At 49.8% G+C, this 21,089-nt stretch carries 18 protein-coding genes and 2 tRNA genes; 13 read left to right on the top strand and 7 right to left on the bottom strand.

What is annotated here, in order from left to right; translation table 11 throughout:
* The first annotated feature begins 82 nt into the window (after positions 1 to 82).
* Positions 83 to 1,210: an NAD(P)-dependent alcohol dehydrogenase gene (locus FD30_RS10570; protein ID WP_056944984.1), complete on the top strand. Its 1,128-nt coding sequence runs from the start codon at positions 83 to 85 to the stop codon at positions 1,208 to 1,210.
* A 104-nt stretch (positions 1,211 to 1,314) separates the two neighbouring features.
* On the opposite strand, the gene FD30_RS10565 is transcribed toward FD30_RS10570, so the two are convergent.
* Positions 1,315 to 1,875 (bottom strand): flavodoxin family protein, encoded by a 561-nt coding sequence (locus FD30_RS10565; RefSeq protein ID WP_056944983.1) that lies wholly within the window; start codon positions 1,873 to 1,875, stop codon positions 1,315 to 1,317.
* Between the two features lie 137 nt (positions 1,876 to 2,012).
* Between FD30_RS10565 and FD30_RS10560 the strand changes: the two genes are divergently transcribed.
* The 3 genes from FD30_RS10560 (at position 2,013) to FD30_RS10550 (ending at position 5,627) form a co-directional block, all read left to right on the top strand.
* Positions 2,013 to 3,188 carry an MFS transporter gene (locus FD30_RS10560; protein ID WP_056944982.1) on the top strand — a complete coding sequence of 392 codons (1,176 nt, stop codon included), beginning with the start codon at positions 2,013 to 2,015 and terminating at the stop codon, positions 3,186 to 3,188.
* A 71-nt stretch (positions 3,189 to 3,259) separates the two neighbouring features.
* Positions 3,260 to 3,532, top strand: a complete 273-nt coding sequence (locus FD30_RS10555) for a hypothetical protein (RefSeq protein ID WP_024747826.1) — start codon at positions 3,260 to 3,262, stop codon at positions 3,530 to 3,532.
* Between the two features lie 487 nt (positions 3,533 to 4,019).
* The gene (locus FD30_RS10550) at positions 4,020 to 5,627 is read left to right on the top strand and encodes a peptide ABC transporter substrate-binding protein (protein WP_056944981.1); all 1,608 of its coding nucleotides are present in this window, start codon (positions 4,020 to 4,022) and stop codon (positions 5,625 to 5,627) included.
* A gap of 70 nt (positions 5,628 to 5,697) precedes the next feature.
* Here FD30_RS10550 and FD30_RS10545 read toward each other — a convergent pair whose 3' ends face one another.
* The 3 genes from FD30_RS10545 to FD30_RS10535 form a co-directional block, all read right to left on the bottom strand.
* Positions 5,698 to 6,366, bottom strand: coding sequence for a DUF6198 family protein (locus FD30_RS10545; protein ID WP_225426494.1), 669 nt, complete (start codon positions 6,364 to 6,366; stop codon positions 5,698 to 5,700).
* 117 nt (positions 6,367 to 6,483) lie between these two features.
* Positions 6,484 to 6,556 (bottom strand) — tRNA-Lys (locus FD30_RS10540).
* Between the two features lie 173 nt (positions 6,557 to 6,729).
* Positions 6,730 to 6,802: transfer RNA gene (locus tag FD30_RS10535), tRNA-Lys, on the bottom strand.
* A 638-nt stretch (positions 6,803 to 7,440) separates the two neighbouring features.
* Between FD30_RS10535 and yycF the strand changes: the two genes are divergently transcribed.
* The 7 genes from yycF (at position 7,441) to rlmH (ending at position 16,570) form a co-directional block, all read left to right on the top strand.
* The gene (gene yycF, locus FD30_RS10530) at positions 7,441 to 8,157 is read left to right on the top strand and encodes a response regulator YycF (protein WP_024747823.1); all 717 of its coding nucleotides are present in this window, start codon (positions 7,441 to 7,443) and stop codon (positions 8,155 to 8,157) included.
* 44 nt (positions 8,158 to 8,201) lie between these two features.
* Positions 8,202 to 10,058, top strand: coding sequence for a cell wall metabolism sensor histidine kinase WalK (gene walK, locus FD30_RS10525; RefSeq protein ID WP_024747822.1), 1,857 nt, complete (start codon positions 8,202 to 8,204; stop codon positions 10,056 to 10,058).
* Positions 10,045 to 11,337, top strand: coding sequence for a YycH family regulatory protein (locus FD30_RS10520; protein ID WP_056944980.1), 1,293 nt, complete (start codon positions 10,045 to 10,047; stop codon positions 11,335 to 11,337). The genes walK and FD30_RS10520 overlap by 14 nt, the downstream gene beginning before the upstream one ends.
* Before the next feature lie 22 nt (positions 11,338 to 11,359).
* A complete protein-coding gene (locus FD30_RS10515; protein ID WP_056944979.1) occupies positions 11,360 to 12,211 on the top strand; it encodes a two-component system regulatory protein YycI in 852 nt (283 codons plus the stop codon).
* A gap of 1,023 nt (positions 12,212 to 13,234) precedes the next feature.
* Positions 13,235 to 14,050, top strand: a complete 816-nt coding sequence (locus FD30_RS10510) for an MBL fold metallo-hydrolase (protein WP_056944978.1) — start codon at positions 13,235 to 13,237, stop codon at positions 14,048 to 14,050.
* 133 nt (positions 14,051 to 14,183) lie between these two features.
* Positions 14,184 to 15,560: a S1C family serine protease gene (locus FD30_RS10505; RefSeq protein ID WP_082604905.1), complete on the top strand. Its 1,377-nt coding sequence runs from the start codon at positions 14,184 to 14,186 to the stop codon at positions 15,558 to 15,560.
* Positions 15,561 to 16,090: 530 nt separating this feature from the next.
* Positions 16,091 to 16,570, top strand: coding sequence for a 23S rRNA (pseudouridine(1915)-N(3))-methyltransferase RlmH (rlmH, locus tag FD30_RS10500; RefSeq protein WP_056944977.1), 480 nt, complete (start codon positions 16,091 to 16,093; stop codon positions 16,568 to 16,570).
* Positions 16,571 to 16,693: 123 nt separating this feature from the next.
* Here rlmH and FD30_RS10495 read toward each other — a convergent pair whose 3' ends face one another.
* Both FD30_RS10495 and FD30_RS11600 read right to left on the bottom strand, forming a co-directional pair.
* A complete protein-coding gene (locus FD30_RS10495) occupies positions 16,694 to 17,701 on the bottom strand; it encodes an alpha/beta hydrolase (RefSeq protein ID WP_056944976.1) in 1,008 nt (335 codons plus the stop codon).
* 1 nt (position 17,702) lies between these two features.
* Positions 17,703 to 17,915, bottom strand: a complete 213-nt coding sequence (locus tag FD30_RS11600; protein WP_056944975.1) for a hypothetical protein — start codon at positions 17,913 to 17,915, stop codon at positions 17,703 to 17,705.
* A gap of 115 nt (positions 17,916 to 18,030) precedes the next feature.
* On the opposite strand from FD30_RS11600, the gene FD30_RS10485 reads away from it, so the two are divergent.
* Positions 18,031 to 18,912: a LysR family transcriptional regulator gene (locus tag FD30_RS10485; RefSeq protein WP_056944974.1), complete on the top strand. Its 882-nt coding sequence runs from the start codon at positions 18,031 to 18,033 to the stop codon at positions 18,910 to 18,912.
* Positions 18,913 to 19,161: 249 nt separating this feature from the next.
* Here the strand turns inward: FD30_RS10485 and FD30_RS10480 are convergent, their stop codons facing one another.
* Positions 19,162 to 19,971, bottom strand: coding sequence for a hypothetical protein (locus FD30_RS10480; protein WP_056944973.1), 810 nt, complete (start codon positions 19,969 to 19,971; stop codon positions 19,162 to 19,164).
* Between the two features lie 253 nt (positions 19,972 to 20,224).
* Here FD30_RS10480 and FD30_RS10475 point away from each other — a divergent pair, with 253 nt between their 5' ends.
* Complete coding sequence (locus FD30_RS10475; protein ID WP_056944972.1) at positions 20,225 to 20,914, top strand: ogr/Delta-like zinc finger family protein; 690 nt, start codon at positions 20,225 to 20,227, stop codon at positions 20,912 to 20,914.
* Positions 20,915 to 21,089 lie beyond the last annotated feature (175 nt).

Below are 21,089 nucleotides of genomic sequence, written 5' to 3'. Positions count from 1 at the left end.
TTCCTAAAAGAAAGTTTGACGGCATGGGGCAAGTTATTTTAAAATGAAAGCGTTACCAAATAACTAATGGGAGTGATACAGCATGGCAAAAGAAGTTCAGGCAGCCGTCGTGGAAGCAACGAATGGGGCGTTTGAAATTAAAAACGTCCTAGTCGATGACCAACCAGGTCCCAATGAAGTACTTGTACATATCGTCGCGAGTGGCATCTGCCACAGTGATGAAGCGGTACGGGTCGGCGATGCCGGCGCAATTCCGCTACCAATTGTTTTAGGACACGAAGGTGCCGGTATCGTGGAAAAGGTCGGCGGGTCAGTCACGGGAATCAATGTGGGAGATCACGTGGTTCTTTCGTACGACTATGATGGGACTTGCGACAATTGTTTAGCCGGAATGCCAGCCTCCTGTGAGAACTGGACTGTGTTGAACATGGGCGGTAGGCGGCCTAACGGGGATGCCACGTTTACCACTAAGAAAGGTCAAGCAGTTGGTAACTTTTTCAACCAATCTTCCTTTAGTACCACGACCTTAGTTCAGGATCGGAATGTCACGGTCGTGGGTAAGGACGTAGACTTACGAAAGGTCGGACCGTTAGGCTGTGGGTTCGTCACGGGGTCCGGGACGGTCTTCAACACATTGAAGCCGGAACCAGGTTCCACTATGGCCATTTTTGGGACTGGAGCTGTGGGGGCTGGCGCGTTAATGGCCGCCAAGATTGCAGGGTGTTCTCAAATCATCTCGGTCGACATCAAACCGAATCGGTTAGCGACAGCTAAGGAAATTGGCGCGACCGACACCGTTAACTCTGCAGAGGTGGATCCAGTCAAAGCCATTAAGGACCTGACTGGGGGCCACGGGGTAGATTACGCAGTTGATACTACGGGAATCTCTAGTGTCATGAAACAATCCGTTGACGCTTTAGGAATTAACGGGGTTATGGCACCCCTAGCTGTATCCCCTAAGGAATTATCTTTGGTACCGTTCGGGGACTTGGTGGCTGAACAAAAGTCCGTAGTCGGTGTCCTCATGGGGAACGCGGTCCCACAAATTGAAATCAAACGTCTGATTAATTTCTGGCAAAAGGGCCTTTACCCGTTTGATAAATTGGAAAAGACGTTTAAGTTTAGTGAAATCAATCAAGCGGACCAGGCGTCAACCAGTGGTGCGGTCATCAAACCAGTCTTGATTATGGATGAAGATTACAGCGTTTAAGGGCTGTATCAAGTGATAAAGAATTCAATGCTTTAAAATCACGAAAGGTCCCGTCCGCTCACGGTAAACGTGGGGTGGACGGGACCTTTTGTGGTCAATAATGGTTAAGATTTTGTTTCACGTGAAACAGACTGGGTCATGGTTACCAAAGTTTGACGCACCTTGAGTGCCTCAGCGGGTAACGTGGCCTGCTGCTGAAGGTCGGTGGGGCCGTCAGCAATCGCTGTAGCGGCACCCATGTAGGTCATTTTTAACCAGTCGCAAGATTCTGCAAAGGCCTTGCTGATGATGTCAGTGGCTTTGTTGGCGGGATCATCGACCCCGACCACTAAGAGGTAGACCCGCTTGCCAGCGAAATCGAACCCAGTGGTGAAGCTGTCGAACCAGCGGTCCATGAAGGTCTTGAGCTGCCCGGACATGTTGTACCAGTAGACCGGAGTGCCAATGACGATGTCGTCCGCCGCCGCAAACTGGGCCATCAGGGCTTCGTAGTCGTCGCGCGTGTCTCGTTGTGGTTGGCCAGTACCCCGCTGATCCAAGTCGAAGTTGAGGTGCTGGTCGATCAGGTGCAGGGTGGTGTGGGGAATCCCGGCCAATAGGCGTTCGCCGAAGGCAACGGTATTGCCATTGGTCCGGGAACTGCCGTTGATGAAGAGCGTGGTCATGGTGTGAACCCTCCTTTTGCTCTTAAGTTTAGGAAAAGCCCACGAGAAATGCAATTAAAGCGTTTCCTAAGCTGGTGATAAACCTAAGAGTCGTGTTAGAATAAAAATTAGAATTTTCTAAGAAAAGGGGTCAGACCATGCGTGAGATTCGGTTACGCTGGTTACTGCTGGGAGCACTCTGCAGCAGTATCGGTATGAGTTTTATCTGGCCACTGACGACAATTTATCTCCATGATCGTTTAGGCGTTTCATTGACCGTCGTTGGGGTCATCTTATTGTTTTATTCCCTCGCCAATGTGGCGGGAAGTCTCTTAGGGGGGCGCTTATTCGACCGGCTGAATCCCTACTACCTGTCACTTGGTGGGGTCAGTCTCTCGCTAGTGACCCTCTTGACGTTGGTCTTCCAGCATGGTTGGCCGGCTTTCCCGATCGCCTTGATCTTCCTGGGCTTCGGGTCCGGGTGGACGTTGACCATGGTCAACTCATTGGGGACCACGATCCACAGTCGGGACGGGCGCTACATCTATAACATGCTGTACTTCGCGCAGAACCTGGGAATCGTGATTGGGACCGCGATGGTCGGTTTCATCTACAACATCAGCGTCACGCTCCTGTTCAGCATCGCCACGGCCCTCTTCGTTTTACTCCTGTTGGTGGTCACGTTCCATTACCGGGCGCCCGCGGTCATGCAGCGCCGGCCTACAGCTAAACACGACCAGACTGCGACGATTGCCCACCCCAACTTGCGAATCATGGGGACCTTCTTCGCGAGCCTGGTGGTGGTCTGGATCATGTATGAACAGTGGAACTCGAACCTGTCCGTTTACATGACGGGGATGGGGATTCCCTTACGCGACTACAGTCTATTGTGGACCATCAATGCCGGCCTGATTGTGACGTTCCAGATCATCTTGAACCGGTTAGCCCACTACTTCCACAGTTTGTACGTACAGGTCTACGCGGGGATTCTCTTCGTGGCGTTGTCGTTCGTCACGTTGATCTTCGCCAAGGATTACCTACACTTCGTCCTGGCCATGGTCATCTTGACCATGGGTGAGGCGACGGCCTTTCCGGCGATTCCGGCGATCGTCAATCAGTTGACCCCCGCCGTGGTCAAGGGGAAGTATCAGGGCATGGCCAACGCTTGGGCCTCGGTCGGCCGGGCGTTTGGCCCCCTGTTTGGCGGTCTGGTGATCGACTTCGCATCGTACACGGCCCTGTTCGTGATTGCGGCGATCGCCATCGTAGCGATTTTAGGCGTCAATCTGGTAGTTGTGGCGCGAAATCATCATTCCGTCACCCTTTATAAATGATATAATAGCCCTATAAAGAGTTTTCTAAGGAAACCATCGGAGGAACAATTTAGGGATAGGGGACGCACAAAATGAAAAAATTAATCCGGGAAGTCGGGGGCTTGCTGGTGGGATTCGTGGCGGGATTTCTGTTGTTTGGGATGCAACCGACCCAGACACGGTCGACCGTGACGGACTCCGTGGTGCAGCCGGCCTCTGGTCAGACAGCGGTGCAGTTGGATAGTCAGACGGGCAAAAAGGGGCACGTCGAGATGAAGACCCAGACTACCACCAGTCAGGCGGGCAAGACCGTCAGTCGCGAGACCAGCACGTTCCAGCAGCAACAGCCAGCACGTAATCATTAATGTATAAAGCAAAATATTTTAGCGCGCAACGCCCCATTTAGCGGTGGTTGCGGATGAACGGGTAACCCTAGTCAGGTCTAGGGTTACCCGTTTTTTGATGGTATTAAAGTGCGTAGCATGCATAAAAATGAATATTTATAAAACGATTGACAACTAAAATGAATGATGATAAATTATAGAGCAATTGCAAGGAAAGACTAAGCCAAGAAGAGTACCGCTAGAGAAGGTGTCCAGCAAGTTCGGGTAGCTGTAAGCCGAACCCCCGGAACTGGTGGGAACGGCTCTTGACGTCGGAACGGTGAAGATAGTAGCCGTTCCTGGGGCGTGCCCATTACAGCACGGCGTGTTCGATTCTGGACACAGTGAGAGATAAACCAAGGTGGTACCGCGAAGCATTCGCCCTTGTTGACTGCAGAGACAGTCGACGGGGACGAATGCTTTTTTACGTCAACGGTAAAACTGAATAAGCAATTGAGGAGATTTGGATATGAAAAAATTAATGGGATTTAGTTTCGGGATACTGGCGATTTTAACGTTAGCGGGGTGTGGCACGTCGCAGGCTAAGAGCAAGGATGCGGACTTAAACGTGACGTTGGTGGGAAATCCCGCCACGGCGAACCCGGCCATCATGGGCGATGTGAACAGTTCTAGCCTGGTCTCCCAAGTCGAAGAAGGGCTGTATACCCTGAACAAGAAGGGCAAGGTCGTTGCGGGGGTCGCGGAAAAGGTGGTCAAGCCGACCCACAACGGCACGGTCTACACGTTTAAGATCAAGAAGAACGCTAAGTGGCAAAACGGCGACCCCGTGACGGCGCAAGACTTCGTTACCTCGTTCCGGTGGCAGGTCAACCCTAAGTCCAAGTCCCAGGTGGCCAACAAGATGAAGTACCTGACCAACTACGATGCCATTCAGGCTGGGAAGAAGTCGCCGAACACCTTAGGGGCTAAGGCCTTGGATCAACGGACCTTACAGCTGACGCTGACTAAGCCGCAGCCTTGGCTGTCAGATATCCTGGCCACGTTCGGGTACCCGATCAAGACCGACCTCTTCAAGAAGTACGGCAACCACTACGGGACCTCGTCGGATAAGATGATGGCGGAAGGGGCCTATAAGCTGGTCGGCTGGAGTGGAAACTCGGACAGCTGGCATTACGTGAAGAACCCGCATTACTGGAACGCTAAGAACGTGAAGATCAAGCAGGTCAACGTGCAGGTCGTCAAAGACCCCGGGACCGCGTCGAACCTCTTCAAGTCCGGTAAGGTCCAAGAGACCTTCTTGTCGGGACAATACATCAAGCAAAACGCTAAGAACCCCGAATTGACCACCACGTTGAACAGTTCCATGCGGTTCTTGGAATTCAACGACAAGCGGAAGATCACCCACAACACCAAGGTACGGCAAGCCTTCTCCTACATCGTGAACCGGAAGCAGGTCACCCAGAACGTCTTACAGGACGGGTCCCAACCGGCGAAGAGCCTGATTCCTTACGGGGACGGCAATGACCCAACCACGGGAAAGGATTTCTCCCAAGACGTCGGCAACCTCTTGAGTTACAACCCTAAGAAGGCCACGGCCCTATGGAAGAGTGCCAAGCAGGAACTGGGCATCCAAAAGGCGGACCTGGAAATGATCACGGCCGATACCGATGAACAGAAGCACGTCGCCCAGTACCTACAACAACAGGCCCAGAAGTACATGCCGGGCTTGACCATCACCATCAAGTCCCTGCCACTCGCACAACAGATCAACCGGGGGTCCGAAGGGGACTACGATATTGACCTAGATGGCTGGCAGACGGATTGGCGGGACCCAGCGGACTTCCTCCAGATGGCGGATGGGACCAGTTCCGTGAACTTCACCAAATGGGATAACGCCCACTTCACGAACTTGATGAAGCAGATCGACGACACCACCACCCACACCACGCAGCAACGGTGGGATTTAATGAAGGAAGCGGACAAGTACGTGACCCAACAAGCGGGCTTAGTACCGCTGTATCAACAGGCTAAAGCCCACTTAGTTTCCAAGGAAGTCGGCGGCTTGACCTACAGCATTACCAGCGACGCCCAATATAAGTATGCTTATTGGAAGTAATTCAACTGGTTAGACGTTAAAAAGCCCTCCGTTCGGATGAACGGAGGGCTTTTGTGTGCAGTCGGTGTTGTTAGACGTGAGCGCGGAAGTTGTGGTGCAGGCTGGGCAACACCCAGCGGTCGGTCGCCGCGATGATCACGCCGTTGAAGAGCATGGAGTAGATGGTCGCCACGTTAACGGAGTAGAGCTGATGGGTACCGAGGACGCAAATCACTAACATCAGGATTGGCGGGATAAAATCGACGAATTGCGAGAGGGTTGCCCGACCATCGAGGTAGAGAAACCGTAAAATATTGGAGGTGTCGTCGTTCGGGTGCATCACCAGGTTGGCCCGTTGATAGATGGAGATGGAAATGGCGAAGATGGTGACCCCTAGGATGCTGAGGAGCAGGCGCCAGGGTGCCGCCAGACTGGGAAGCCCCCAAGACTGGAAGAGGGCCACGAAGAGGTCGATGAAGTAACTGAAGCTTGCGATAAAGCAGACTTCACCGATCCAGCGCCAGGCGTCCCAGTGGTGAATCAGGAATTGATTCAGTGTGGCGCTTCCCACCCCCACGATAAAGAGAATCAGGCCCACGTCGCCGTGGAGCCAGTTCGCGATATTGACGCACGCGGCGGTCCAGATGCCACTGCCGAAGTTGGCAGAAACCGAGAGTGCGTTGCCAAAGGCGTTTAACACGAGCCCAATCACCAGCGCCAAGAAGCGATAGGGGTATCCATTCTGTTGTTGCGTAGCCAAGGAGCCTCGCCGTCCTTTTATGGATATTTGCTCATTGTAATGGATAAATAATCATCTGGTAAATAAAAAATCAGCTACTCCGGAGAAGCTCCCGCGGAATAGCTGATTTTAACATGATGGGCAGTCAGGGGATCGAACCCTGGACCCACGGATTAAGAGTCCGTTGCTCTGCCAGCTGAGCTAACTGCCCATGTCTTATCAACGAGAACTATCATATCATGTAACCTTGGTAGGGCGCAAGCTTTTTTTGAAATTATTTTATTTTTATGCAATTTGGGTTGGGGCGTTACTGAAATTTTAGCCATAAAAAAATCAGCAACCACGATCATAAAATCGTGAAAGCTGATTAGTGTGAAGATATGATGGGCAGTCAGGGGATCGAACCCTGGACCCACGGATTAAGAGTCCGTTGCTCTGCCAGCTGAGCTAACTGCCCATATCTTTTCGACGAGAACTATCGTATCATGTAACCCCGGGATAACGCAACCCCTTTTGCCAAAAAAGTTACCAAAAATTTTGCCTATGGGTCTTTTAGGGGGTCAGCTACGGGACTTTTCGCGGACGACCCTGACGGAAATTGGAAACCATTCGCCCCAGCACCTGACTTGAGTCACTGACTTATCTGGCGCAAGCTTCTGATGGACCGGTGCCAGGCCACGGGGTTATTCTAGGGTGGAATCCTAGAGTGACGGGGGCGGGGACCTAACGTTTTTGGCCCGGGCAAGATGGCATAACCCGTGGACGGTATTTCCCGGGAAATGTTTAAGTTAAGACCAGCTTAAAGCGTTGGGGGAACTGACCTGAAACCCGGTTCGGGATGTGTTATAATTCAGGTAGCACTATTTTGCCGTCACTGGAAGTTTATCAGGACGGTCAGTGCGACCTGTGTGTCACCGGCGTTCGAGCGATTGCTCACGCCACTATGATATGACTTTAAACGATGAGAATCTGCACCACTAATTCTAAATGAGTGACCCCGCTGACGGTGGTACCCTGACACCCAGCGGCTGGTCTGCCGGTAATCCTGCAATTACCGGATCGATTTGTACTTCCCTTAAGGAGGAAATTTTTAATATGCCTAAAAAAGTTCTAGTTGTCGATGACGAGAAGCCGATTTCAGATATCATGAAGTTTAGCCTGGAAAAGGAAGGTTACGAGGTCGATGTTGCTTACGATGGTGAAGCGGCCCTGCAACACGTTGAGGAAAATACGCCGGATCTGGTGATCTTAGACCTGATGTTGCCGAAGATCGACGGGCTGGAAGTTGCCCGGGAAATCCGGAAGAAGCATGACATGCCCATCATCATGGTCACGGCTAAGGATTCCGAGTTAGATAAGGTCTTAGGCCTGGAACTCGGGGCCGATGATTACGTCACCAAGCCGTTCTCTAACCGAGAACTGGTGGCCCGGGTTAAGGCGAACTTGCGGCGGCAGAACACGGCGGCCCACGCTCAACCCGAAGAACCCGAAAACCAAGACATTGAAATCGGGGATCTGACGATTCACCCCGAAGCCTATTCCGTATCAAAGCGGGGCGCGAATATTGAATTAACGCACCGGGAATTCGAACTGTTGCATTACCTGGCCCAACACATTGGCCAAGTGATGACCCGGGAACACTTGCTCCAGACGGTTTGGGGCTACGACTACTTTGGGGACGTGCGGACCGTTGACGTCACAGTTCGGCGGCTACGGGAAAAGATTGAAGATAACCCCAGCCACCCAACTTGGTTAGTGACCCGGCGGGGAGTGGGTTACTATTTGCGTAACCCTGAATCCGATCAGGCCTAAGCTAGCGGAAACGCTAAATCTGTGGCGGAGGAGTATGGAACTTCGTGAATAGCAAAATTAAGTTTTTTCAGTCGATTCATTTTAAAATCGCCTTAGTCTTTGCTTTGCTGTTGTTGCTGACCCTGGAAATCGTGGGGGCCGTTTTCGTACGGCAGCTGGAGCACCAGAACCTAACGACGTTTAAACAACAACAGGTGGTTCAGACCTATATCATGAACCGGTTATCGACCCAACTCACCGCGACCAATACCACTAAGTCTGACCGGCAGATCAAGGGGACGTTGTCCGAAATCAACAACACCAACAACGCCCAGATTCGGGTAATCGATAACAAGGGGACGATTCGGGGGACCAACGAAGCCGATAACCAAGGCATCGTGGGTCAGAAGACCACCGATAACGACATTAAGAATGCCATCTACAACAACCGGGACGTGGTGCGTACCACGTACAACTCGCAGAATAATAGCCGTTACTACACCACCATTACCCGGCTGATCCGAACGCAGGGCAATAACAGTGAATTGGTAGGGGTTATTTACATGCGCTCCAGCCTCGACTCGGTCTACCAGAACATCAACCAGATCACGCTGATCTACGTCTCCGCGACCTTTGTGGCGATTATTCTGGGACTGGTGATGGCCGTGATTATTTCCCGGGCAATTACCCGGCCAATTGACGAAATGAAGAAACAGACCCTGCGCATCGCCCGGGGGGACTACTCCGGTCACGTACACGTCTACGGTAACGATGAGCTGGGCCAACTGGCCAGTGCGGTCAATAACCTGTCCGTGCGGGTCGAAGAAGCCCAAGAGTCCACCGAGTCGGAACGGCGACGGTTGGATTCCGTGATGTCCCACATGACCGATGGCGTCATTGCCACCGACCGGCGTGGGAACGTCACCATCATTAACGAAACGGCCGCCAGCTTCCTGGATACCGATTCGGACGATGCCGTGGGTAAGTCGATTCTGGACCTGTTGGCGATTCGCCAGGATTACACCTTACGGGAACTCTTAGAGGACCCCGATGACTTGGTCTTGGACTTTTCGACCAAGGAACACGACCTGATCTTGCAGGCCTACTTCTCGTTGATTCAACGGGAGTCTGGCTTCATTTCCGGTCTGGTCTGTGTCTTACACGACGTTACGGAACAACAAAAGATCGATCAAGACCGGAAGCAATTCGTCTCCAACGTGTCGCACGAGCTGCGGACGCCGCTGACCAGTGTTCGGTCTTACATTGAAGCTTTATCCGAAGGGGCCTGGAAGGACCCCAAGGTGGCACCTGGATTCTTGAAAGTGACCCAGGAAGAAACCGACCGGATGATCCGGATGATCAACGACCTGTTGACTTTGTCGCGGATGGATTCTGGGACGCAAAAGTTGAACTTGGAAATGGTCAACCTCAACGAACTCTTCAACTACGTGTTGGACCGGTTCGATATGATCATTGAACAGGACGACCAACCCAAGAAGACTTACAGTATCAAACGTGAATTTACGAAGCGGGACCTATGGGTCGAAATCGATACGGACCGTTTCACCCAAGTTCTGGATAACCTGATGAACAACGCCATCAAGTACTCACCAGATGGTGGGGTCATCACGTGTCGCCTGCTGGAGACCCATAACAACATCATCTTAAGCGTGGCGGACCAAGGCCTCGGGATTCCACGGGCCGATATTCCGCGGATCTTCGACCGGTTCTACCGGGTCGATAAAGCGCGGTCACGGGCCCAAGGCGGAACGGGACTGGGTCTCGCGATTTCCAAGGAAGTCGTCCAGATGCTGGGCGGTCGAATCTGGGTCGACAGTCGCGAAGGGCGCGGGTCAACGTTCTACATTTCTCTACCATACAAGCCGTACGAGGAGGAGGATCTCTGGGATGAAGATAACTAAAGCCCTGTTGCCCGTCGGTTTGACCATTGCCGTGGTCATCAGTGTCACGTTGTCGGCACTGATCTGGACCAACCCAGCGCAGTATGAGCGAAACCGGCAGCGCAGTTCGAATAATCCAACTACGGAGCTGAACACGCGGCCGCAGCGGGACGTGTATCTGCCGACTCAGGTGATCCATACCGATGCGACGGGTAAGCAACAACTGCTGAATAACCGGAAAATCAACCTGACCTCCGAGATTCGAACGGCAATGTCTGCCTGGCAGTTCGGCCACATCACTCACGTACGCGATGTCTCGCACCAAGACTACATGGACTACGTCAGTCAGAAGAATAGTCTTCTGTTGTCGTACGCTAGTCCGGTCAACGTGAAGATCTTCAATACCGTCTTCGGGGCGAAAATCACCCGGAGCAGTAGTCAGTTCAGCCGAATCATGGTGCCACTCAACAACGCCCGTCACGTGTACTTGTTAGACGACCGCAATCAGGACGTCTACCGGGTGACCGTCAAGGATGCGTCGACTAAGCGCCTCAAGGCCATCTTACGGGAGAACCTGTTCCGGATGACCATCAACATGCAGTGGCTGAACGGCAGTGCCATGGCCTACATGCCGAATTCCGTGACGGTTCAGTCGTATAGTTATCTGGTCAACCACCAGTCGACCGATTACTTTACCTCGCGCTTGCTAAACAACGGGGAAGCCACCAACGTGACGGCCAAGAAGAACAAGGACAATACGGTCTATAGTGATGGGACGTCGAAACAGTTGACGGTCTATAACAAGCCGGGCATCGCCCTGTACGAAGATTACAGCGCCATGCAGACCACGTTGAGCTTTAACCAGCAACTGACCGCCAGTTACGACGCGGTCAAGTCGATGGGGATTCCGATGGAAAACCTGCGCTACTACGGGTATAGTGGGGACAACAATACGGTGACCTACCGGAGCTTCGTTGAAGGGTTCCCAATCTTTAACCAAAGCGATTACGGTGCGGCGCGGATTCAGATCCTGTCGCAGGGCGTCCGGCGGTATAATTTCTCGCTGTATAGCCTGCAGGTCCCAGTGCCCAACGATAAAAAGTCCATAACGTTACCGGGCACCCAAGCGGTGATTGACCAATTGACGGCTGCCGGGTATCGTCAGAAGAAAATCGAGAGTATCCAGTTGGGCTACCAGTGGGCAGCGTCGTCAGCTTCCGATAAGGTGGTTGATTTGACGCCGACCTGGTACATCAACTACGACGGCACTTGGAAGAACTACACACAACTCTTGAAATAAGGCGTAAGGAGGACGGTCTGGCATGGATTTTCGACGGATCGAATGGCTATTTTTAGTTGCGTTCATTGTCATTGATATTTTTCTGTTCGCGGCCTTTCAACGGGACACCAACAGTCAGTCGGATACGGCCTCGAGTCGGGCGTCGAATAGTGATACCACGATCGTCAAGGAGATGCGGGCTGATAACATCTCGTTCAAGTCGCCGTCGAAGAAGAGTACCGAGGGGTACTACGTGGCGACCACCAACGATGACGCCATCAAGGGTCAATTGACCAGTCTGTCCGACCAGACCGTCAAGTACAATGATGATCTGATTACGTCGACCTTCAAGACCCCGATCACGGGCGTCGATACCCAGCACCCCAACCACACGTTGGATACGGTGGTGGCCAACGCGTCGTTGATCCTAAACGGGGGCGAGTACAAGTACAGTGCCCGCTTGTCGAGTCAAAACACGGTGGTCTACACGCAACGGGTGGCAGATGGTCAGATCTACTCACGTTACGGTCAATTGCGTTTCAGCCTGACCAACGACGGGAGTATCACCGGCTACACGCAGGGCTACCTGAACGACGTCTCGACGTTGCGAGAACGGACGGCCATGATTTCGGAGCGTAAAGCGCTGATCTGGCTGTACCAGTATAATCAGATTCAAAACAACACTAAGGTCGTCTGGACCAAGTTGGCGTACACCCGCTACTTCACTTTGAAGAACAGCAGTGTCTACATCCCAACCTGGGTCATCGCGGTAAAACCCACCAGCGGAAACGATGCGGGGACCATGCAACTGAAGCACGTCAACGCCTTTACCGGGACCATCTTAACGTCGGATAGCAACGTGAAGACGGTCAGTGGGACGGCTACGGCCAACTAGCCTAGGTGTATGATGAAGCGGTCCTCGCAGGAGGGCCGCTTTTTTACGTGTGGAGGCTTGGTATTCATTGGTTTAAGTGACGATAATCGAAAACGTCTTTTCATAAAAGGGTTTTAAATACCTTTTATGAGAAGACGTTTTTGATTGAGAAGTGACATTTAGTATTTTTCGCATGTAAACTAAGCATTTCTACATGTAAATGAAGCGTTTCTTATATATAATCGGTCATCAATTTAACCTCAAATTAAGGAATTGCGAACACAGCAGCAACAGTTATTTCTACAGCGGTTTCTATTTTAGTGTAGAATTAGGTTTATGAAAAACATTATCGAGGTTTTATGTTTACTTGTTGTAGTTGGTTTACTTCTATTTTTAGTATTTAGATTTGTAACGGATTTTAAAGCGACACTATTGTTGACTCTTGCCATACTGGTTGGGATTTTTGTTAAAACACATTTTTTTGGAAAATAGTCAATTAAAGCGGTCATTACCAGTTTTTATGGTAATGACCGCTTTAATAGTGGGTACACATGTTGAAGAATAGTCGTTGATAACTTGAGATGGGACTAAATTAAGCTGGGTGCGTCAGTGTCACGTTGAGTTAGTACAGTCGACTTGATTTATCATGGTGTTGATTAAGAATTTCTTCATAGTGGACATTAAGACAATTGTGATGATTTTGAATAATCTGTTGAATAGCGAGGTCTACGGGCGAAGCTTTGGAAATCATCGTTTGTAGTTGGCGATTAATGCAATCTAAGCAGAGCGGAATTGATGTTTTTTTCCGTGGTGCAATACTGGTTAGTCGGGGTATCTTCCCGGATTACCAGCAGGCCAAGCTTTGGAGACTTGCGGGCCTGGCAAGGCTTCAAAGTTGTGCTCACCTCGAAGAAAGGGAATCAACGGAGCGGCGCGCAACACTTGCAACCGTTGTCAGATTTGACCGCCGACATGAATTTGGTTACAAGTGGCCCCAGATGCGGTATCATAGCGGTATTAGGTTAAGAGAGGGTTCGATATTAGTTGAGTACGGAAGTAAAAGATGGTTTACGCATCAGTGTCCTATCCAGCGGCAGTACTGGCAACGTGACGTACATTGAAAGTCCGCACGAACGCCTGCTGATTGACGCGGGATTGAGTGGGAAACGAATTGAAAAATTGATGGGCGACATTGACCGGAGTTTGACCGACGTCAACGCCCTGCTGGTCACCCACGAGCATACCGACCATCGCAAGGCGGTGGGGATTCTCGCTCGGCGGTACGAACAGTTAGACGTTTACGCCAATCAAGGGACCTGGGATGCCATGGCGCCCCGGATTGGCAAGGTCGATCTGGCCCAAAAGCACCTCTTTGCGCCGGATACCGTCCAGACCTTTGGCGACATCGACGTGGAAAGTTTCTCCGTGTCCCACGATGCGGCCGAGCCCCAGTTCTACGCGATTCACTATGAGGGGAAGACCTTCGTGATTCTGACGGATACCGGCTACGTGTCGGAGCACGTGGAAGGTGTGATCAAGAACGCGGACGCCTATCTGTTGGAATGTAATCATGACGTCGAGATGTTGCGAATGGGTGACTACTCCTGGCCGCTGAAGCAGCGAATCTTGGGCGACAAGGGTCATCTGTCCAACGAGGAAGGCGCGGACGTTTTGATGGACGTGCTGGGGAACCGGACCAAGCGGATCTATCTGGGCCACCGGAGTCTGCATAATAATATGCAATCGCTGTGTCATCTGACCGTGGCGTCGATGATGGAGAACCAGGACTTCGGGGTCGGTCACGACTTCGAGTTGCTGGATACCCAGCCGGAGCAAGCCACGCCCCTGGTGACACTGTAAGGGAATCTTTAGGACTTCCACAAACATTCATCAAGAAAAATTCACACTCACCCGCTAAAATAAGGGGTATAAAATGACGACTGGTCAAACCACCGGTCGTAAATGAGGAGGGTTAGCGCGAGCGCGCGAGAAAATGGCTGATAATAATAACAACGATTTCAATAACCAACAAAACGAGTCTAACCAGCAGACGACCCAAGGGTTTAACGACCAACAGGCGCCGCAGCAACCAAGTGACCCACAACCCAAGAAGAAACGGGGGTTGACCCTGACCAAGGTGGCCGTCACAGCGGCGGTTGCCGGGCTCTTAGGTGGGGGTGTCGCGTACGGCGGCATCAACTATTTAAGTAATAGCGGCATCAACGATACGGCGGTTCCGGCCGGGACGAACAAGACTGGCAACACTAAGACCTCGAACGTGACGGTCAACGTGAATAGCCAGTCCACTAAGGCGTTCAATTCGGTCAAGGGGGCCATGGTCTCCGTGATCAACTTGCAGAACCAAAGTAGTAGTAGTGGGACCTTAGGTGAACTGTTCGGCCAGAGTTCCTCGTCCTCGTCGTCCAGTTCTAAGTCAGAATTGGAAGAGGCGTCGGAAGGTTCCGGGGTCGTGTACAAGAAGGACGGCAATACGGCCTACATCGTGACCAACAATCACGTGGTTTCCGGGTCCTCCGCATTGCGGGTCGTGACCAGTAGTGGGAAGCAACTCCAAGCTAAGTTAGTGGGGAAGGATGCCGTCACCGACTTGGCCGTGTTGAAGGTCAACGGCACGTCGCTGAAGACGGTGGCGTCCTTCGGGAACTCCGATAAGATCAAGGTCGGCGAGACCGCCTTGGCAATCGGGTCACCACTGGGTAGCCAGTACGCAACGTCCTTGACGGAAGGGATTATTTCCGCGAAGAAGCGGACCATTGAAACCACGAACTCCGCGGGGACCCAGACTGGGAACGCCACGGTTATCCAAACGGATGCGGCGATCAACCCCGGGAACTCTGGTGGGGCGCTGATCAACGTCGGTGGCCAGGTCATCGGGATTACGTCCTCGAAGATCGCCAGTGATACTTCAGGAACCAGTGTTGAAGGGATGGGCTTTGCTATTCCGTCGAACGAAGTGGTCAACATCATTAACCAGCTGGTTAAGAACGGGAAAGTGGTTCGGCCAGCGTTGGGGATTACCTACGTTGACTTAGCCAACGTATCGTCAGACCAGCGGAAGTCAATCCTGAAGTTGCCAACTAGTGTGACCAACGGGGTCGTGGTGATGAGTGCTAACTCGGGCTCTCCGGCGAAGAAGGCCGGCTTGAGTAAGTACGATGTCATCACCGAGATGGGCGGTCATAAGATCAGCGACCAGTCCACGCTGCGAGACATTCTGTACAAGTACAAGTTAAACGATACGGTCTCCATGACTTACTACCATAACGGTAAGAAGAAGACTACTAACGTGAAGTTGACGGAGAGCTCTTCACAATTGAAGACTACAACGAATGAAAACTCGGCCAGTTAGGCTGGGTAGCGAAAAAGCGTCGGGACGGCGGTCCCGGCGCTTTTTTCGCGTGGTGTGATGAAAAGCCGAAGAATTGCGCGGTGGTGCGGGGGATGAAAACGGCGCCAGTGGTCGGCCAGCCGAACGAAATGTTGGCGGGGACGGGTGGTGATTCAGGCCCAAAAGTAATTGGCAAAATGGGCTGTGGATAACTTGGGGATAACCGATGAGTTGTCCGCAAGGGAATTTGATAAACGGGGTGGTACCGGCAACTAAAGCGGGTGCAAAAGTTATCCACAGGCTGAGGTGGTACCGGTGGATAAAATAATTTGATACCCCAGAGGGTACCGTGAAAAGGCGTCATATCAGGGATTGGGCTGACTTGTCACGAACGGGTGTTTCGGGGTATAATTGTGGATAACTAAAAAGGCATTGACATTTTACGAAAAAATAGATGTGGTAGGGCGGAGTTACCGACCCCCAATATCTAGGAAAAAAGATTGTGCACCTGTGGATAACTTTGTGGACAACTTGTGGATAGGAGTCTAGTTATGAACATCAAATTTGTGGTGGTAGGGAAGTTAAAGGAAAAGTACTTCAAACAAGGAATCGCGGAATACGCTAAGCGGCTGTCGCGGTTCTGTAAGTTCAGTATCGTGGAAGTTCCTGACGAAAAAGCGCCGGAGAGTTTATCTCAGGCGCAGATGGATCAGGTGATGCAGGCGGAAGGTGACCGAATCCTGGATAAGATCAAGGACCGGGAGTACGTCTTTGCGTTAGCGATTTTGGGGAAGGAACGCTCGTCAGAGGAGTTTGCCGAGGAGCTGAAGGACTTGACCACCTACGGCCATTCAGACATCACGTTCGTCATTGGGGGCTCCCTAGGGCTAGCGCCAGAGGTTCTGAAGCGCGCGAACACCCAGATTTCCTTCGGCCGCTTCACCTTGCCTCACCAGTTGATGCGGCTAGTGTTGACGGAGCAGGTGTACCGGGCGTTTATGATTAATGAGGGGTCACCGTATCATAAGTGATGCAAAAAAGATATCAGTCAAAAGGCTGATATCTTTTTATTAGCGTCTGTAGTATGTGGTAGCATACTTACCACTTTTACTGGTAGCAAAAACTATTTTATTGTGGTTTTTGACGTTATTGAATTACAGGTTCTCTTTAAAGAAACTGGTAAACTTATCAAACGGAATTTTATCCATCTGATCATAAAGGTCCACGTGGTCTGCGTCCGGGACGATTACTAATTCCTTGTGATCCTTTAGTCGGTTATAGGATTCTTCCGCCATGTAACGGGAGTGGGCATTTTCTCCAGTAACAATGAGGACTGGTCGGGGAGAAATTTCGTCGATGTGAGCTTGTAAGTGGAAATTATAGTAACTCCAAGGTGTTGTAGCAGTCCAACTACTCGTTGAATTGATGGACCGGGGATGGAATGCTCGTTGCTTATAGTATTTGTAGAAGGCCGTTGTGACGGGATCTGCTTGTTCGGGGAGTTGGTCGGGTAAGATGCTAGGGAAAAGCATTGGTTGATTTGATTCATCAAACATCAATTCATGAGGACCGTAACCAGTGGTGCCATTTTCGGCGTCCTGCCAGCGCTGATTGGCTAAGTAGTCACGTTCTAAGTCACGTTGCTCAGCGGTCTTAGTATTCCCCACACCCTTCCACATTGAGTCCGACATGTCGTACATAACGGAGGTGGCAACCGCTTTGATGCGCTTATCGATAGAGGCAGCGGTCAGAACGTGGGAGCCAAGTCCGCAAATCCCAATCGCGCCAATTTTATCTCGGTCAACGAATGACTGAATACCAATGAAATCGACAGCTGCTGAAAAGTCTTCTACGAAGAGATCTGGGGAAGCCACATTACGAACTTTACCAGAGCTTTCGCCAGTGGTCGATTGATCGAAGGCTAGAGCTACAAAGCCACGTTCGGCAAGTGTTTGGGCGTAGAGACCACTTGATTGTTCTTTGACGGCCCCAAATGGTCCGGAAATTACGATGGCTTGGTAGGCCTGTTTGTCGTCAAAGTTGTAGGGTAAGTAGAGGTGACCGGCAAGGGTAAAGCCATATCGATTGTTGAAACGGACGTTTTGAACGTCGATTGTAGGATTGATTTTAAAGACACGAGTATCATTAGCTAATTTTGACATATTAGTCAGTCCTTTCAGAGATAAATTGATAACGGAGGTAGTCGAGACAGTCTAACTGATTTTTAGCAACGTGTAGTCGATCAAGAAGCAGCGGCCGTTCTTTGTTCAGAAGCTGGGATTGTTGATTTTGGGGTAGTTTTAAAAACTTAGTAATCCAAGTTTCTGAAAGACCAGCCTCTTTTAATGCGGCACGAATTTCACTGGAAGTTAACATCTGACTTGCTCCCTTCTATGTTGCCTATCATACGGGAGAGGGATTATAATGTTAAATACTAATTATGAATGATATGACATAACTTAAAAACATGCCTCGAGAGGATGTGTTATTGGTGGATTTACAGCAGTTACAGAACTTTTTAGTGATTGCGCAAGAAGAAAACATTACACATGCGGCAGAGTACCTTCACATTTCACAACCAGCACTTTCACGACAAATTCAAGCGTTAGAAAAGGAATTTGGTAAACCACTATTGATTCGTGAGGCTAAGAAGGTCAGCTTAACCAAGGACGGGGTCCTATTACGCAAACGTGCAGCGGAGATTACGAACTTGGTGACCAAAACCAATGATGAGATGCGAGCGGACCATCATGAATTGGATGGCGATATTCTCCTGGGAGTTAGCGAGACGGATGCAATTCAGGTAATTGGTCGCGCCGCTTCACGGTTAATCAGTCAGTATCCTAAAGTGACACTTAAATTGCGTAATGGCAATAATGAATCAATTCTGAGTAGGGTAAATAGTGGTGTTGTGGATTTGGGATTGTACTTTGGTCAAGTAGATCAAACGGTGTTTAATAGTTTTGCCTTACCACGTCTGAATCGATTTGGTGCATTGTTACCAAAGCAGAACCCCTTGGCTACCAAAGGGGTGATAACTCCCGATGATTTAGTGCCAGAGTCGCTAATTCTTTATCAGGGTGCGTTGGATGATGGTTCGCTAGCTGAATGGTTTCAACGGGATATTGCTGACTTAAAGATTACAGGGACATTTGATATGTACTTGAGCGCTAAGAAAATGGTAGAGAGTGGTCTGGGGATTGCATTAGTCTTCGATGATTTAGTTGATTATCAGGACTCAGACTTAGTCTGTCGACCTATTGCTCCAGAAATCGCGATTCCGGTTAGTTTGATTTGGAAGAAGTATCAGATTTTTTCGGAAACTGTTCAAGCTTTATTGACACTGGTGAAGCAATCTATGGGTGTTGATTAAAGTTCATTGTGTACAATTAGGAACCGCTGTGTAGGGTGTTATGGATCTCTGTATCATAAATGATGCGTTTTTTTGAAAGTTTACAAATTAAGAGCCGCCCAACTTCTGCTGGACGGCCCTTAATTTTATATGACTGATAATGACGCTTTCTTTATTTAATAAACGCTAGGTCCATACGATAAGTAATCGGGTATCTCGTTCTTTAACGGGCTGTTAAAATGAACATTAATTGCAATTAATGAACGGAGACTACCCAATCTGGGTAATGAACTTTTTGCCCCCGACCGTATAACGACTATAAAAGAGTGGATTAGAATCTTCTGAATGGTCATTATACCGGAACGGTTGATGTCGATTGACAATCGTTAGTCGGTATTTCAGTTTGCCAGTTTGCTTAACCTTCTTCATCCCCAAACCAGGAATCTTCTTAGCAAAATACAGTTGTCGAGTATTACCCTTATTCGTAGATTTCTGAATTTTTTGTCGGAACTGTGGACGTTGCGAGCCGTTGATTGCGTTAGGATTTTTAAAACGAGAAAATTCAGCGAACCCGTTACTAGTGATTCTAAGTTGTGAGTAAATCTTCATTTCAGAAGTTGAATCAGTGCTGAACTTGGCTTGCTTAAAATCGCCCAGACTTAGAGCCGGTAGATAAGCTGGTCTTGAGATTCGTTGGTAATCTTGTGGTCGAGATAAACTAATCGTGCCACTGATTGATAACAATGCTAGATGTTTAGGACGATCCTTATTTAAAAAGCTGTAGTCAAGTTGGCTTAAGTAAATCGAGATTGCCGGTTTTTCCACGGAGGATCCCTTATATTTACGACCTATGATAATGGTTCCCTTAGGTACAATTCTTTTTTTGGTCGTGTTGTTAGAGTAAAGGAACATTAGGGGCGTTGCGCGTTTAACTTTATAGTATTGAAAATCGTTCAAAATGTAATCGTGTACTTCATGACCACTAATCATGTAGCTTTTTGCCTGTGCCTTAGTCGAGTATGTCAAACCACCTAGGGTCATGACTAGAGCTACTAAAGCAGCCATTTTAAAAAGTTTCATCTGCAGATCTCCTTAATCCTGATTATCTGAAAAATACGGTTGCTATTATACCTTGTCGTTAATAATGTGGGCGGGAAAATCAGAATTAACTCATTTCAATTACGAATTTGAACTTGATGACAAACTGTTATAGTTAAGATACCTTCACCTTTTATACATAGTGTACGATATATGAGATAATCGCTGTTTATTTTAAATATGTGGAACTAATGTATTGACCGGGCTACTGCGGTGTCCTGAATGCGGAGGGGCAATGATTGCCAGCAATACGACCAACACTTTGAAGGATGGCACTAGGAAACGAACCCGTTACTACTCTTGTCAGGCATTTCGCAGCAAGGGTTCGACCGTTTGTCACGCCAACAGTATCCGGGATGATACAGCGGAATCCTTAGTGGCCGAGAAGTTGAATCAAGTGTTGAGTGACCCGAATGTGGGACAAAAGGTTGTTCAACAAATGGAGAAAAGATGGGCCGGACAACAGCGAATGATTGGTGACCTGATGACCAACAAGCAACGCGGCATTACAGAATTGGCCAAGAAAAAGCAACGGCTTCAAACAACGATTGATGAGGAGCCATCGGTGAAGGCAGACCTTGAGCCGCGGATTCACCAACTGACAGTAGAACAGGTTCATGCTGAAAGAGATTTGCATGAGTTGCAGGAACGGTCAAGAGGGAAGTCAAAGGGGCTTCTGGTTGACAATGTGGATCAACTTTTACGATTGGTTGCGGGAGTCATCAGCGGGCATGACACGAAGACATTGAAGCACATCTACCAGTTATTCATCGAATCGGTGACCTTTGATCGACAAAAGAAGTTAGTTTGGGTTCATATGAGGTTTGATTCTGATGTCATTGCGGGTTTGAACGAGTATACGGAGGGAACGTCTAAGTCGAGCGTTCCCTTTTTGCATGGACGAACGGTGGCATTTGTATTGTGATTCGGGATTGCGGGGTAGTTGCGGGATGGCGGAGTGTTTGGCGTGATGGTAGTTGGCGGCATTTTACCCGTTTACCCGATTATTTTTAGTATCATTATATATAGTGTTAGCTTATCTTCTTCCTGAATTATTCACCAGAAACTCCAAAATCCCCATCAAACACATGATTCAAGTG

Source organism: Levilactobacillus namurensis DSM 19117, assembly GCF_001434785.1.
GTDB classification, from domain to species: Bacteria; Bacillota; Bacilli; order Lactobacillales; family Lactobacillaceae; genus Levilactobacillus; species Levilactobacillus namurensis.
The sequence above is the reverse complement of the archived record's forward strand: the minus strand, read 5'-3'. Positions and strand labels throughout refer to the sequence as shown.

Excerpts from the sequence above, each read along its gene's own strand:
- FD30_RS10480 (WP_056944973.1), bottom strand. The coding sequence starts at position 19,971 with ATGAAACTTTTTAAAATGGCTGCTTTAGTAGCTCTAGTCATGACCCTA.
- FD30_RS10495 (WP_056944976.1), bottom strand. The coding sequence starts at position 17,701 with ATGTCAAAATTAGCTAATGATACTCGTGTCTTTAAAATCAATCCTACA.
- FD30_RS10560 (WP_056944982.1), top strand. The coding sequence starts at position 2,013 with ATGCGTGAGATTCGGTTACGCTGGTTACTGCTGGGAGCACTCTGCAGC.
- FD30_RS10550 (WP_056944981.1), top strand. The coding sequence starts at position 4,020 with ATGAAAAAATTAATGGGATTTAGTTTCGGGATACTGGCGATTTTAACG.
- FD30_RS10475 (WP_056944972.1), top strand. The coding sequence starts at position 20,225 with ATGATTGCCAGCAATACGACCAACACTTTGAAGGATGGCACTAGGAAA.
- FD30_RS10570 (WP_056944984.1), top strand. The coding sequence starts at position 83 with ATGGCAAAAGAAGTTCAGGCAGCCGTCGTGGAAGCAACGAATGGGGCG.
- FD30_RS10520 (WP_056944980.1), top strand. The coding sequence starts at position 10,045 with ATGAAGATAACTAAAGCCCTGTTGCCCGTCGGTTTGACCATTGCCGTG.
- rlmH (WP_056944977.1), top strand. The coding sequence starts at position 16,091 with ATGAACATCAAATTTGTGGTGGTAGGGAAGTTAAAGGAAAAGTACTTC.
- FD30_RS10555 (WP_024747826.1), top strand. The coding sequence starts at position 3,260 with ATGAAAAAATTAATCCGGGAAGTCGGGGGCTTGCTGGTGGGATTCGTG.
- FD30_RS10515 (WP_056944979.1), top strand. The coding sequence starts at position 11,360 with ATGGATTTTCGACGGATCGAATGGCTATTTTTAGTTGCGTTCATTGTC.
- FD30_RS10505 (WP_082604905.1), top strand. The coding sequence starts at position 14,184 with ATGGCTGATAATAATAACAACGATTTCAATAACCAACAAAACGAGTCT.
- yycF (WP_024747823.1), top strand. The coding sequence starts at position 7,441 with ATGCCTAAAAAAGTTCTAGTTGTCGATGACGAGAAGCCGATTTCAGAT.
- FD30_RS11600 (WP_056944975.1), bottom strand. The coding sequence starts at position 17,915 with ATGTTAACTTCCAGTGAAATTCGTGCCGCATTAAAAGAGGCTGGTCTT.
- FD30_RS10565 (WP_056944983.1), bottom strand. The coding sequence starts at position 1,875 with ATGACCACGCTCTTCATCAACGGCAGTTCCCGGACCAATGGCAATACC.